Source organism: Actinoallomurus oryzae (assembly GCF_039541955.1).
Classification (GTDB): Bacteria; Actinomycetota; Actinomycetes; order Streptosporangiales; family Streptosporangiaceae; genus Actinoallomurus; species Actinoallomurus oryzae.
Window position 1 is genome coordinate 1 of record NZ_BAABHF010000036.1, and the last position, 13,586, is coordinate 13,586.

Annotated in this window: 12 protein-coding genes; 5 read left to right on the top strand and 7 right to left on the bottom strand. The window is 70.4% G+C overall.

The genetic code is table 11. The annotated features are described in order from the left end of the window. Positions 1-50 precede the first annotated feature (50 nt). A complete protein-coding gene (locus tag ABEA10_RS29755; RefSeq protein WP_345469561.1) occupies positions 51-554 on the bottom strand; it encodes an LURP-one-related/scramblase family protein in 504 nt (167 codons plus the stop codon). Between the two features lie 191 nt (positions 555-745). On the opposite strand from ABEA10_RS29755, the gene ABEA10_RS29760 reads away from it, so the two are divergent. Together ABEA10_RS29760 and phoA are read left to right on the top strand one after the other, a co-directional pair. Beyond that, positions 746-2,365 carry a CehA/McbA family metallohydrolase gene (locus ABEA10_RS29760; RefSeq protein WP_345469517.1) on the top strand — a complete coding sequence of 540 codons (1,620 nt, stop codon included), beginning with the start codon at positions 746-748 and terminating at the stop codon, positions 2,363-2,365. A 207-nt stretch (positions 2,366-2,572) separates the two neighbouring features. Beyond that, positions 2,573-3,931: an alkaline phosphatase gene (gene phoA, locus ABEA10_RS29765; protein ID WP_345469518.1), complete on the top strand. Its 1,359-nt coding sequence runs from the start codon at positions 2,573-2,575 to the stop codon at positions 3,929-3,931. A gap of 50 nt (positions 3,932-3,981) precedes the next feature. On the opposite strand, the gene ABEA10_RS29770 is transcribed toward phoA, so the two are convergent. The 6 genes from ABEA10_RS29770 to uidA form a co-directional block, all read right to left on the bottom strand. Next, on the bottom strand, positions 3,982-4,752 hold the full coding sequence (locus ABEA10_RS29770; RefSeq protein WP_345469520.1) for a hypothetical protein: 771 nt from the start codon (positions 4,750-4,752) through the stop codon (positions 3,982-3,984). Positions 4,753-4,812: 60 nt separating this feature from the next. Continuing rightward, positions 4,813-5,082, bottom strand: a complete 270-nt coding sequence (locus ABEA10_RS29775; RefSeq protein ID WP_345469522.1) for a DUF6406 domain-containing protein — start codon at positions 5,080-5,082, stop codon at positions 4,813-4,815. Further along, complete coding sequence (locus ABEA10_RS29780; RefSeq protein WP_345469523.1) at positions 5,079-5,288, bottom strand: hypothetical protein; 210 nt, start codon at positions 5,286-5,288, stop codon at positions 5,079-5,081. The genes ABEA10_RS29775 and ABEA10_RS29780 overlap by 4 nt, the downstream gene beginning before the upstream one ends. Before the next feature lie 219 nt (positions 5,289-5,507). Continuing rightward, positions 5,508-6,710, bottom strand: a complete 1,203-nt coding sequence (locus ABEA10_RS29785; protein ID WP_345469524.1) for a globin domain-containing protein — start codon at positions 6,708-6,710, stop codon at positions 5,508-5,510. Between the two features lie 72 nt (positions 6,711-6,782). Then, a complete protein-coding gene (locus ABEA10_RS29790; protein WP_345469525.1) occupies positions 6,783-7,226 on the bottom strand; it encodes an RrF2 family transcriptional regulator in 444 nt (147 codons plus the stop codon). Between the two features lie 45 nt (positions 7,227-7,271). Further along, a complete protein-coding gene (uidA, locus tag ABEA10_RS29795; protein WP_345469527.1) occupies positions 7,272-9,038 on the bottom strand; it encodes a beta-glucuronidase in 1,767 nt (588 codons plus the stop codon). Between the two features lie 413 nt (positions 9,039-9,451). Here uidA and ABEA10_RS29800 point away from each other — a divergent pair, with 413 nt between their 5' ends. From ABEA10_RS29800 to ABEA10_RS29810, 3 genes are read left to right on the top strand one after another with little or no spacing between them, the layout of a single operon-like run. Then, positions 9,452-10,294, top strand: coding sequence for a hypothetical protein (locus tag ABEA10_RS29800; RefSeq protein WP_345469529.1), 843 nt, complete (start codon positions 9,452-9,454; stop codon positions 10,292-10,294). After that, the gene (locus ABEA10_RS29805; protein WP_345469531.1) at positions 10,291-11,223 is read left to right on the top strand and encodes a hypothetical protein; all 933 of its coding nucleotides are present in this window, start codon (positions 10,291-10,293) and stop codon (positions 11,221-11,223) included. Before ABEA10_RS29800 ends, ABEA10_RS29805 begins: the two co-directional genes overlap by 4 nt. Then, entirely contained in the window at positions 11,223-13,472 is a 2,250-nt protein-coding gene (locus ABEA10_RS29810; protein ID WP_345469533.1) for a hypothetical protein, read from the top strand. The genes ABEA10_RS29805 and ABEA10_RS29810 overlap by 1 nt, the downstream gene beginning before the upstream one ends. The last annotated feature ends 114 nt before the right edge of the window (positions 13,473-13,586 follow it).

Genomic DNA, 13,586 nt, shown 5'->3' on the forward strand with positions numbered 1-13,586 from the left:
CAGTCGTTGGGTCAGACCCGGCCGGGAGGCGCTCATCTACATCATCACTGTCAGTCGTCGTCGTCCTTGTCCTTGTCGCGGTCCGCCGCGGCGAGCTCGTCCACGGCGACGGCCACGGCGAGGACCAGCGGCACGTCCGGGTGGCCGACCTCGATGCCGTAGGTGTCGCGGATCCGGAACCACTTGCGCGACGTCGTGGCGACGGTGCCCTCGTCGCTCTCGATCTCGTAGTTCTTCTCGATGAGGTCGCCGGTCGCGGTCCACTCCTGCCCGTCCGCGAGCTCGACCGTCATCGAGTGCCGGAGCGGGCTGAACAGCTTCTTGCGGACCTTGGCCGCCGTCTCGCCGTCGCGTTCGACGACCATCGTGTCGCGGATGCTGACCATCTTCTTGCGGATGACGGCGAGGACCTCACCGCCCGGCCCCTTGAGCTCGAACGTCTGGCGGAGCCGCAGCGCCTTGCCGTCGACCAGGAAGGCGCGCTGACCCGTCTCGTCCTCGACCCAGAAGTCGTCGCCGATCCCGAACACGCGCTCGCGCATCATGAACTTCACGCCGCCTGGCATCCCCGGGATGAAGCCGGGCAAACCGGTGACCGCCGCCGTGGCGCCGAGGGCGGCGCATTCGTCACGTCCGCGATCCGGTCGCGACATCGGATGATCATCTGAAATTCGGCGCACTGGCCGAGCATTCAGGGGCTTATGCCGCATTACGTGCGGTTTTGACCGACTCGATGAGGATCATCATGTGCCTTGACGGACCTTGTGAGCGCGGCGGGGCCGCCCCGCCCGCGGCCGGCCACCACGACAGCACCGGCATGCTCGACCGGCGGCGGCTGCTGATGGCCGCCGCGACCGGGGCCGCGCTCACCCTCGCCCCGGTCTCCTTCGCCCCGGCGCGCGCCGACGCCGGAACGCCGAAGGGCACACCCGCCGACGGCGACGTCACGCGTACCGTGACCGGGCGCCTGGAAACCGGCGCGGCCGACTTCGTCTACCTCCCGGTCGAGGTGCCGAAGGGCGTGCGGAAGATCGCCGTCGAGTACTCCTACGACAAGCCGTCCGTGCCGGCGGGCACGCCCGGCAACTCGTGCGACATCGGCGTCTTCGACCAGCGCGGCACCAAGCTCGGCGGCAAGGGCTTCCGCGGCTGGTCCGGCGGCTTCCGCACCGCGTTCGAGATCAGCGCGACGGAGGCCACGCCCGGCTACCTGCCCGGCCCGATCGAGGCCGGCACCTGGAACATCGTCCTCGGCCCGTACCAGGTCGCACCCCAGGGCATGAACTACCAGGTCAAGATCACTCTCACGTACGGCGCGGAGGGCGCGTCCTTCACGCCGAACCACCCGCCGACGAGGGCCAGGGGCCGGGGCCGCGCCTGGTACCGGGGTGACGGCCACCTGCACACCGTGCACTCCGACGGCAGGCGGCTCCCCGCGGAGGTGGCCGCCGGGGCGCGGCAGGCCGGGCTGGACTTCATGGTCTCGACGGATCACAACACCTCCTCCTCGCACGCGGTCTGGGGCGAGTACGCCGGCGAGGACCTGCTCATCATCACCGGCGAGGAGGTCACCACGCGGAACGGCCACTGGCTGGCGCTCGGCCTGCCCGCCGGCGAGTGGATCGACTGGCGGTACCGCTCGCGCGACGACGCCTTCGGCCGGTTCGCCCGGCAGGTGCGCCGCTCCGGCGGTCTCGTGGTGCCCGCCCACCCGTACTGTCCGTACATCGCCTCCCAGTGGAAGTTCGGCTACGCCGACGCCGACGCGGTCGAGGTGTGGAACGGCCCGTGGACCTACGACGACGAGTCCGCGGTCGACACCTGGGACGCCCGGCTCGCCGAGGCGGTGCGCACGGGGAGCCGCTGGCTGCCCGCCGTGGGCAACAGCGACGCCCACAGCGAACCGCAGGTCATCGGACTGCCGCACAACGTGGTGTACGCCGACGACCTGACCACATCCGCCATCATGAGCGGGATCCGCGCCGGCCGTAACTGGATCGCCGAGTCGTCGTCGGTAGGGCTGACGTTCACCGCCGGTGCCGCCGGACGGCAGGCGGGCATCGCCGGGACACTGACCGCCCGCGCCGACGTTCCGGTCGACGTACGGCTGGAGGTGGCCGGCGTACCGAACGGCACCGTCCGCTTCATCACGGATGAGGGCCAGATGCACCAGGAGTCCCTGCCCGCCTCCGGCACGGGCACCGTGGTGTGGCGGACGACGACGTCGCTCGCGGCGTACGTGCGGGCCGAGGTCCGCCACCCGATGGCCGACGGCAGCCCCGGCAAGGGCAACACGATGGGTCCCGCCCTGGTCTGGGGCCCGATGGCCGCCCTGACCAACCCCATCTTCCTCAAGCGCGCCTGACTCGCATCCGCCGACGGCCCGGGACCTCCACCCGGGCCGTTCGCATTCGCACGGGCGGCCCGCATGGCGACCGACCGTGAGAGTACGAGCACACGACCTGGTCATTTTGCTCTTGCTTTACCTTTCCTTTGCCCTTTTCGCGGCTGGTGGCCATCGGGCACTGATGACGTTCTCGCAACGTCCCTTCCCCGCAGAGGAGAACTCTTCATGACCTCATCGTCGAGGCTGATCCGCCGAGGCGCCGTCGCCGTCGTCGCCCTCGGGGCGCTGACCGCGGCGGCCCTCCCGACGTTCGCCTCCGGTGGCGACAGGACCACCGCGGTCCGGGCGGCGGTCCAGGGCGGGAAGGCCCGCAACGTCATCCTGCTGATCGGCGACGGCATGGGCGACTCGGAGATCACGATCGCCCGCAACTACGCCAAGGGCGCGGCCGGCCGGCTGGCCATGGACACGCTTCCGCTGACGGGTGAGTACACCACGTACGCGGTGAACAAGACCGACCCGAGCAGGCCCGACTACGTCACCGACTCGGCCGCCAGCGGTACGGGCTGGTCGACGGGCCACAAGACCTACAACGGGGCGATCTCCGTCACCCCGGACGGCAAGGCCCAGCCGACCGTGCTGGAGCTGGCCAGGAAGGCCGGTTTCCGCACCGGCGACGTCACGACGGCCGAGCTCGGCGACGCGACCCCGGCCGTCCTGGCCGCGCACGTCGCGGACCGGTCCTGCGAGGGACCGGCCGACATGGCCAAGTGCCCGAAGCAGGACAAGGTCAACGGCGGCCCGGGCTCGATCTCCGAGCAGCAGGTGCAGACCGGAGCCGACATCTACCTCGGCGGTGGCCGGGCGCGGTTCGCCCAGACGGTCAAGGCGGGGCCGTACAAGGGCAGGACCGTCATCGACCAGGCGAAGGCCGCCGGTTACAACGTCGTCACCGACACCGCCGGGCTCTCCGCCGCCAAGGCGGACCGCAAGCTGCTCGGCCTGTTCGCCGACGGCAACCTGCCGCTGGAGCAGACCGGTCCCCTGGCCAAGGCCGGCGGCACCGAACCGTCCCGCTGCGCGCCGAACGCCGAGTTCACCGGCCCGCACCTGACCGACATGGCGGGCAAGGCGCTCCAGCTCCTCGACGCCCAGACCAGGCACGCCAAGAAGGGCTTCTTCCTGCAGATCGAGGGCGCGTCGATCGACAAGCAGGACCACGCCGCCAACCCGTGCGGCCAGATCGGTGAGCACATCGAGTTCGACAACGCGGTGAAGTCCGCACTCGACTACGCACGTCACCACGCCGACACGCTGGTCGTGGTCACCGCCGACCACGGTCACACCAGCCAGATCATCCCGGTGGAGGCCGACAGCCCGGGCCAGACCGCCACGCTGATCACCGCCGACGGAGCCGAGATGAAGATCAACTACGCGACGACGAAGCCGGGCGTCTCCCAGGAGCACACCGGCACCGAGGTCCGCATCGCCGCGCAGGGCCCGCAGGCGGCCAACGTGGTCGGCGTCACCGACCAGACCGACCTGTTCCACACCCTGAGCCGCGCCCTCGGCGTCGGCCGCTGACCTCCGCCGGACCGGTCATCCCACGGGGTGGCCGGCCCGGCCGGACGCGCCTAGCGTTCCCGCACCCAGGCGGCCGCCCGGTGCACGGTGGCCTCATCGACTTCGGGCGGCCGGTAGCCGCGCTGCCGGATGGCCGCGAGCAGGTCCGGCTCGGGCGCGATGCCGTACCGATCGGCGAAGTAGGCCAGGCCCTCCGACCACACCCAGGTGCCGTCGGTGTGCAGGTTCAGCGGGACGACCTCCGGCCGGTCCGGGTCGAACGGGTCCGGGTCGTAACCCCACGCGACGGCCACCAGCGGCGCCTCGGTGAGGTATCGGACGAGTGCCGCCCGCTCCTCGGTCTCCAGCCCCGGTCCGGCCGGGACCGCACGGCCGCTCGCGTCCTGTGGCACGTCCACCGCGCGGGCCAGCCGGAAGCCGTCGGACGGGCACGCCGCCGCGCTCCACTCCGCGACCAGTCGTTCGGCGGTGTCGTCGCGGGCGTCCCGCGCCGCGGCGACGACCGTCTCCCGCAACCGGCGCAGCGACGCGCTGTCGGGCCGCAGCATCGTGGTCAGCTGATCGGCCTCGGCAAGCGCCTGCCGGACGCCACCGGCACGGATCAGCGCGTTGCAGCGCCGGATGCGAGCGCTGATCAGCGAGTCGACGACGTCCGGCAGACGGCGGAGCCGGCCGTAACCGGTGATGATCGAGGCCAGCTCGTCGGCCACTTCGGCCCACCGGCCCTGTTCCTCCCAGCGCAGCGTCGACACCGCCCGCATGTGCAACCGCTCCCACCGCCGCACCGCCCGCCGGTTCAACCACGGCGTCACCAGCCACATCGGCGCGCTCCTCTCACCGTCCACCGCAGTGCTCGGACCGGCCGGCCCGCTCCGCGGTGGTCATGTCGCCTCGTCCGCCGGCGCGATCCACACCACGTAGTCGTAGCCGCCGGCGCCGTCCACCCGCACCAGCCGCCAACTGGCGGATCCGACCCGGAACCGGTCCCCGGCGTGCAGCGTGAGGTCCCGCTCGTCGCCCTGGTACGGCACGACGGTCAACTCCACCTCCACCGGCCGGCCACTCGCGGGATCACTGACGTGGCCGACGCCGATCCGCCCGGTGTCCACGTCGTACGCGCGGCCGTGCCGCAGTCCCACCGGGCCGGTCATGCGCGCTCTCTCCCGCGAACATCGTCATCGGCCACCCACGTCACCTGGTCCCGGCCGATGCCGGTGGCCCCGAGGAACGCGGCCAGGACGGCGTCCGCCGGCTCGACGCCCCGCACCAGCAGGCCGGTGCCGGGCCGGGACGAACCGGCCTCGCGGGCCAGGGCCACCGTCGGGCCGTCCGCCAGGCGCAGTACGACCATGTCCACCGCGTACCGGCCTCCGTGAACCGCTCGAACGCCACGCCGAGCAGGTTGCCCAGCCGCACCGTGGACAGCGCGAGGTGCGCGACCCGGACGAACTCCAGCAGGTCGCGACCCGCTCGGCCCATCTCACGGTCCCGGTCATGGCCGCACCCTAGCCGGGCGACGGCGCGTCGTCTTCGATCACCGCGACGGCCACCCGCCGTCCGGCATCTCCACCACCGCTCAGGCGGCGGTCTCGAGTCCCATGTCCGGGCCGAAGGCCTCGTAGTGGATCCGCTCCGCGGGGACGCCGCGGTCGAGGAGCTGTGAGCGGACGGAACGCATGAACGGCACCGGTCCGCAGAGGTAGGCGCGGGAGCCGTCGGGGATGTCGATCGCCGACAGGTCCGCGAGGCCCGTACGGTCCGCGGGCCAGGGGCCCTCGGGGTGCTCATACCAGACGTGCGCCTGGGCGCGCGGCAGCTTGCCGACGCAGGTCCGGAGTTCGGCACGGAAGGCGTGGGTGCGTTCGGAGCGGTCGGCGTGCACGGTGATCACCGGACGGGTCGAGCCGGTGGCGGCGAGGTGGGCCAGCATGCTGATGATCGGCGTGCTGCCGATGCCGGCGGACGCCAGGACCAGCGGCGAGTCGCCTTCGTGCAGGACCGTGTCGCCGAAGGGCGTGCTGACGCTGAGGACGTCCCCCTCGCGGACGTTGGCGTGCAGCCAGTTGGACACCTCGCCCTCGGGCGAGTCGCCGGTGCCGCCGATCCGTTTCACCGAGATCCACCGGTCGGTGCCGTTCGGCGCGCACGACAGGCTGTACTGGCGGATCTGGCGGGCGCCGTCGGGCAGGTCGGCACGGACGGACACGTACTGTCCGGGCAGGAACGGCGGGCTGGGAACGCGGTCGGCCGGGCGGAGCATGAAGGTGGCCACTTCGGAGGTCTCCTCGATGCGCGACACCACCGTCCACGGCCGCCAGACGTCACCGTCGGCCACACCGGCCTGCGCGTACAGCCGGGTCTCCAGCGTGATCAGGCTGCCCGCCATCAGCCAGTACACCTCGTCCCAGGCCGCCGCCACCTCCGGGGTCACCGCGTCGCCGAGGACGTCGGCGATGGCGGCGAACAGGTGACGGTGGACGATCGTGTACTGATCGGCCGTGATGCCCAGGGACGCGTGCTTGTGCGCGATGCGGGCGAGCATCGCGTCGGGCCGCTGGTCGGGGTTCTCGACGAGCATCCCGGCGAAGGCCGCGACCGAGGCGGCGAGCGCGCGGCTCTGGGCCCCGTTCGCCTGGTTCCCGCGGTTGAACAGGTCGCGCAGAAGCTCCGGGTGCGCGGTGAACATCCGCCGGTAGAAGAGCGGTGTGATCTCCTCGATCGCTCCCCCGACGGCCGGCAGGGTGGCCCGCACGACGGCGGCTGATCTCTCGGACAGCATGACGACCCCCTTAAAAGTGGTATCTGAGATGCATATTACCTACTCAGGGAGGGTCGCTCGAGGTGGGGTGGCTCACCCGGAGCGGGAGGCCAGCAACCTGACCAGCGTCGGCTGGGCCGGAGCGGCGACCAGGTCGCGGACGGTCACCGGATCGAGCGTGGCGTAGAAGGCCTCCTGGGCCTGGCGCAGGAGGCCCCGCAGACGGCACACGGCCCGCAACGGACACGCCGGCGCGTCCTCACATCCTACGACTTCGTCGGATCCTTCCAGCTCTCTGACCAGCCATCCGACGGACGCGTCCCGGCCGAACCCGGTGAGCGCGAGGCCGCCGCCCCGGCCGCGCCTGGCCTCCAGCACGCCCAGATGCTGCAACCGGCTCACCACCTTGGCCACGTGGCTGTACGGCGCGGCGACGGCCTCGGCGGCGTCACGGGCGGTCGGCGTCTCGTCCGGCTCGGCCACCGCCAGCAGCATCGTGACACGCAGGGCCAGGTCGGTGAACTTCGTTAGGCGCATGCCCCAATAATACTTGCATTGTTAATGCTTATTAAGGGGAATTGCCTAACGGTCGGCGCCCGTCCAGCGGCGGCGCAGGGCGAAGGCGGCGGCCTTGGGACGGCGGTCGCGGGTGAAGACGCCCTTCTTGTTGCCGTCCACGCGGTTCACCCCGTAGCCGGTGGCGAAGTCGGCGAAGTTCCAGACGTGCTCGCCGACGACCGCGTCGATCCGGTCGAACACCCGGTGAAAGGTCTCCAGCAGCTCCACCTGATAGTCCTCGGTCCAGGTGCCGGCCGCGACCGAGCGCACGCCGGCGACGGCGTCCGCGCCGTACTCCGTGACGATGATCGGCTTGCCGTGCCGCCGCACCCACTCCCGCAGCTCGGCCTCCAGCTCGCGCTCGGCGGTGACCAGGTCGCCCGTGTCGACGTACCAGCCGTTGTAGCGGTTGAGGCAGATGACGTCGAACAGGTCGCTGATCACGTCGCGGTCCGGCGGAAGCTGGACCTGGGCGAAGCAGACCGGCCGGCTCGGGTCGGCGGCGCGTGCCGCGCGGACGAGCGGCTCGAAGTACGGGCGCGCCTCGGGCCGGGCGGAGTCGGGTTCGTTGGCGATGCTCCACATGACCACGCTGGGGTGGTTCTTGTCGCGGGCGATCAGCTCCCGGATCGCGCGCAGGTGCGCCTCCTGTGTGGCGTCGCCGACGGCGGCGAAGACGTGCGCGGGGTCTCCCGGCACCAGCGTGTGGGCGATCTCGAAGTTGAGCCCGACGGCCGGCGTCTCGTCGATGACGACCACGCCGTGCCGGTCGGCGTACTCCAGCACCTCCTCGGCGTACGGGTAGTGCGAGGTGCGGAAGGAGTTCGCGCCGATCCAGTCCAGCAGCGCGAAGTCGTGCACCATGAGCACGTCGTCGTGGCCCTTGCCGCGCACCGCGTTGTCCTCGTGCTTGCCGAAGCCGCGGAAGTGGAACGGCTCACCGTTGATGAGGAACCGGTCGCCGTCCACCCCCACGTCGCGCAGGCCCACCGGCAGGACGTACTCGTCGGGGTCGTCGCCGGCCGTACGGACCGTCAGGCGGTGCAGGTGGCCGTGGCCGGGCCGCCACAGCGTCGCGTCCGCGACCTCCAGCGTGCCCTCGGCGGCGGTGGCCCGCGCGCGTTCGGTGCCGTCGGCGTCGCCGAGCACCACCTCGGCGACCCGCCCGCCGGCGACGTCGACGCGGTAGCGCACCCGGGCGTCGGCGCCGTTCACCTCCGTCGTGACGGTGATGTCCTCGACGTACACGGGAGGCGTCGTGTACAGCCAGACCGTACGGTGGAGCCCGGCGTAGTTGAAGAAGTCGTGGAAGTACCGCTGGCGACGGCGCCCGTCCGGCAGGACGTCGACGATGCCGGGCGGGATGGAGGTCAGGTCGAGCCGGTTGTCGACCACGACGGTCACCCGCGCGGTCTCGCCGAACCGCACGTGCCCGGTGACGTCGCACTCGAACGGGGTGTAGCCGCCCTCGTGCCGCCCGACCTCGACGTCGTTCCACCAGACGACGGCGCGATGGGCGGCCGCGTCGAAGCGCAGCACGACGCGGCGCCCCTCCCACCGGGCCGGCACGCGTACGTGGCGCTGGTACCAGACGTCACCGACGTGCTCGTGGGCGTCACGGGTGGCGGGCACGTCGTTGTAGCTCGCGGGCACCGGCATCTCCGACGCGTCGGGCAGGTCGCCGCGCCACCACTCCTCGGCGCGTCCCCGGTCGCCGGGGTCGAAGGCGAAGGCCCAGAGCCCGTCGAGGCGGACGCGTTCGCGGCTGGCGGTCTCCTGAGGACGGAGCACGGGTGCCTCCGGTGGCGGTCGGGGCGGGTCCGGGACCCGAATCTAACCCACCGGCTCGTCCGGCCCCGGCGTCGCGCGGCGTGCCGCGTGCCGGTGGTGGCGGACGGCGAGCAGGGCGGCGCCCAGCGCGGCAGCGGGATCGCGGCCGGACGCCGGCCACGCCGCCGGCGCGAGCTCGCCTCGGCGAGCGCCATTCCACCCGCATTTAGGACATACCGAAAATGGCGTTTCACTGCGCGCGGCGAGCCCGGTCCGCGCGTTGCCGAGCCCTCGGCCGAAGGGCGTCCGCTATTGCAAATGCAGCGGCCACAAAACCCCACCTAGGGGAACCGATAGAGATTCCGTTAAGCTTCTTATCTTGCTGCTTCCTCGACGTTATCGTGGTTTGGGGTCGGCAAAGGGGGAGTCCTCACATGCGGCGGCAGACCAGGTGGTTGATGGTCGCCGCGCTGCTGGGAGAGACCGTCTACGGCCTGGGCGCCTCCCCCGCCCGTGCCGATGCGACGGGAGACGCCCAGACGCTTTACTGCGCAAAACCGGAAAATACGCGTCCGCTTGTGGACACCGCGGTGGCCCTGGGCATGGCCGACTCGGGAACTCACGACAAGCCGCTAAAGGTCAACGGACGCGATTTCACGGTCACGGACTGGAGACGGACCTTCCCCGCCGATTTCGGTCGTGCCTGTGCGGCGCTCGTCGCGGTCCGGAAATTGCCGAGTACCTCCAGCAGCTGGACCGGCGATCTGGTCAAAACGGTGATCGGGCTGATTCCCGTCGCCGTCGGCGCGCTGCTCGCGCTGGGCTCCGGCCTGCTGACCACGCGGAAGGCGAGCGCCGAGCGGGAGGCGGGCGAACTGCACGCCGCGGCGACGGCGTACGAGCGGGCCTGCCGCGACTGTCTGATCGCGTGGCGCCGGGGGCAGGGACGGTCCCTCGAAGCGGCCATGGACGCGCCGCTCAGCGGGCTGCTGGCCGAGCTCCAGCGCTGCAAGAGCCGTCATCCCCGGTGGAGGCTCGAACGCCTCATCACCGCGATCAGAGGTCTCGACCGGGACATCCGCGAAGCCGACTGGCCGACCGAGACCGAGGCGCTGAGACGCCTCACGCAGCGACTCCTCGATCGGCTGGAGGCACGGCACGCCGACGTCATGGGAGTCGTCTCCCGGCTGGACCGCCCCTGGCGGCGGCACGGACCGGTGCGGGTCGAGCAGGCCGGGCCCGCCGAACACGCCGAAACGCCGCCGGACGCGTCATGAGCGACCCCTCGCCGAACCAACGCGTCAATCCCTTCCGCAGGGACGAGGCGCTCACCACGCCCAATCCTCCACTGAAGTGCACCCATGACGCGCACTGCACGTGCCATGTCGACATCGACCACGCCAACGAGAGTTACGAGTTCTTCCAGACCGCGCTGAAGGGCGTCGGGACGCTGCAGGAGGCCGGCCTCTTCGTCGCGGTGGGCGGCCCCACCGGCTGCGGAAAGACCTCGTTGGTCAACCGATGTGCCACCTGGGCGCGAAAGAGGCTGGAGAGCGAGAACACCAAGACCCTCCTGCTCAATTTCAGTGGCCTCGAACGCGACGGTCAGACCATCGAGCGGCGCGTCCGCAAGGTGGGCACCAGGATGTACCAGGAGGTCTCCTCGACCCAGCAGCTCGTCACCGCTGACCTTCCGCAGATCGACCGGAAGATCGACATCGAGGAGCTCACGTACGCGCTGAGCAGGGCGATGGCGCCTGACACCGTCCTCATCGTCATCGCCCCGCCCGCCGAGCGCGCCGACGAGGTCGCCGCGTACTGGGCGGGCACCCAGCAGAAGATGCTCGTGTTCTCCGAGTCGTCGGACGAGGGCCTCCATCGGCGCAAGAACGAATGGAAGATCAACAATGTGGCGCAGCCGATCTACCTGAGGACCGGACCCCTGCGACCGGGCGACGGCGTCGCCTTCCGCAACGCCAGAATCAATATTCCGGGCCGGGGAGAAACCTTTCCCGATCTGGACCCCGACGCCATTGACGAATTCACCGGAGGTCGAGACTTGTCCATTGGATCTGTGCAGACGCTGCTATGGATGATCTACGAACATTATAAGAATAATCCGTGGCCGACTGGAGATATAGTAAGACGGCGCGACTTGACAAGCTTCATCGAGAAGGATCTAGAGGGGCGGGCGGGAAAATTGTGATGAATGCCCCTAACGCACGCGACGAGCAGTTCATTGACGACAACCCCTTCCCCCGCCCCTCGGCCGACCCGTGGGAACTCGGCGTCGACGTGGTCAGTGTGCCGACTCCCGCGATCGACGAGGCGATGCGATTGCTCGACGCCCACCTCGCCGAGGACGGCGCCGAGGGTGTCGTGCTGGCGGTCTCGGGCGACTACGGCACCGGCAAGACCCACCTGGCCGCCCAGTTACTCCGCAAGGCACGCGCGCTGCCCGGCGACGAGGCGCGTTACGCCTATGTGGGCGCGCAGGAGGGCGGAGGCGGATTTCACACCCTTTATCGCGGCAACTTTCTTGCAACTTTCAACCGGGACGACGTGATCCGCCATATCCGCGAATACTACGCACATATCGTGGCGGACTCCCTTGAGAACACCGGATTCCCCGCTCAGGTCACCCGGCGCCTGCGCGAGCTGGAGATCGATCCGCAGCATTTCGTCACGCAGTTCAACCTCGCCGAGAGCACCTTCCTGCAACGGCTCAACGCGGATCTGGCGAAGGTCACCCGGAATGAGGAGTACGGCACCGCGCTCATGCTCCTTCTCCGCAACGATCTGGCCGACCAGGTCTGGGAGTGGCTCCGCGGCGAGGAGCCCGATCCCCTGCTCCGCGAGCGGGGCATCACCAGCCGGATCGACGACGAGCCCCGGGCGCTCGAGGCGATGGGCGTGCTGGCGCTCCTCTACCGCGGGCGGTCCCGCCACTTCGTTCTCGTCTTCGACGAACTGGAGAAGGTGCTGCCCAGTTCGAGCCGTCCACCCGCGGAGACCATCGCGGCCTTCCGCGCGCTGACCGATCTCGCGACGCGGCAAGGGATCTTCCTCGTGCTCTGCGGCCTGCCGGAGTTCTTGGAGGCGATCGGCCAGAACAACACCGAGCACACCATCACGGCGACGATCTCCACCGACGACGGTCTGTCGACGGACCAGGTGCTCACCTACATCAGGCGGAGCATGGCGTCCACGCGTTACGGGCCGGGGCTGGGCCCCTTCAGCGCGGACATCGTCCAGTTCATCGCCCTGCTCGCCGGAGGCAACGCTCGCCGGGTCGTCCAGATCTGCCAGTCGTGCTACCGCATGTCCCTCGAGAGCCGCCGGGTCGACCGATCCATGGTCCGCCGAGCGGCGAAGGGCAGGTCCGAGGTCGTCGATGAGCGGACGGTCCGCCAGCAGATCGGCAGTGAGCTGCAGAACCAGGCCCGCGAATACCACACCGACCATCCGGTCGGGGGCGAGGACGGCCCGCGCGTCCCCTACTGGGTCCCGGTCTACGACACGGGCTGCGCGATCTTCCTCACCGACTCGGTCATGGACGACACCGACGCGCAGCGGCTGATCTCGAGCGCCAGGGCGGTCCGTACGACGGCTCCCCGCGTCAGGACCGCGCTCATCGTCAACGGCTTCGTGGTGGACACGGTGCGCAGGGACCTTGAGGACGGTTTCTCCGAGCCGCCTCTCATCTATGCCAGGGAGCGGTTCTCCGAGGACTTCGAGCTCCTCCTACGCCGGCTGACCGGACCGCTGGAGGCCACCGAGGACGAGACGGCCGTGATCCGGGCCAACATCAGCCGGCTCGCGGCGGCGCAGACCAACGCCCAGCGCTACATGGAGCAACTGGCGCTTCAGGTCCAGTCGATGCGTGACACCACCGAACGCCAGTACGCCGCCCTGGCCCGTGATCTCCAGGACCTCGATCCCGCGCGCCGCCGCCGGCCGCTGCCGGAAGACGTCGAGATGCTCTTCACCGAGGCGGTCACCGAGTTGAAGGCGCTGACCGGCCTGGACGCCGCCCTGAGCGAGATGTTCGGTGCCGAGTCGCCGGGCAGCATCACCGGTGTCCTGCTGCGGCTGCACAACAGCGAGGCCGTACGCACGGTCGGCGTCGCCAAGCTGACCGAGGCGGTGATCACGGCCTTCCGCACCGCGGTCGAGGACTGGCATGGGCAGCTGGACGGGCCGCCCAGCGTACGGCAGCTCGAACGGCTGACCGTCTTCTGCCGCGCCTTCGACACGGTGCTGGAGGATCTGCCGATCTACCAGTTGAACACGCTGGGCGACCTGCTCCCGCGGTCGTCATCGCGGACCGCGGTCATCGAACACCACACCCGCTCGCGGCGGCAGACCGATATGTACGGGCTGCTCAGCGAGCTTGGGCACCGGGTGCGCCAGGCCTTCGCCGGCGCGGGCCCCGGCGGGCTCCACGGCCACTGACGGGGCGCGCCGGGCGTACGCCGCGTTGGTGACGAGATAGAGCAGGTTGATGACCAGGATGGCGGGGGCCACCACGGCCACCGTGCCGGCGAACGCGGGTTCGAGGAGCAGCGC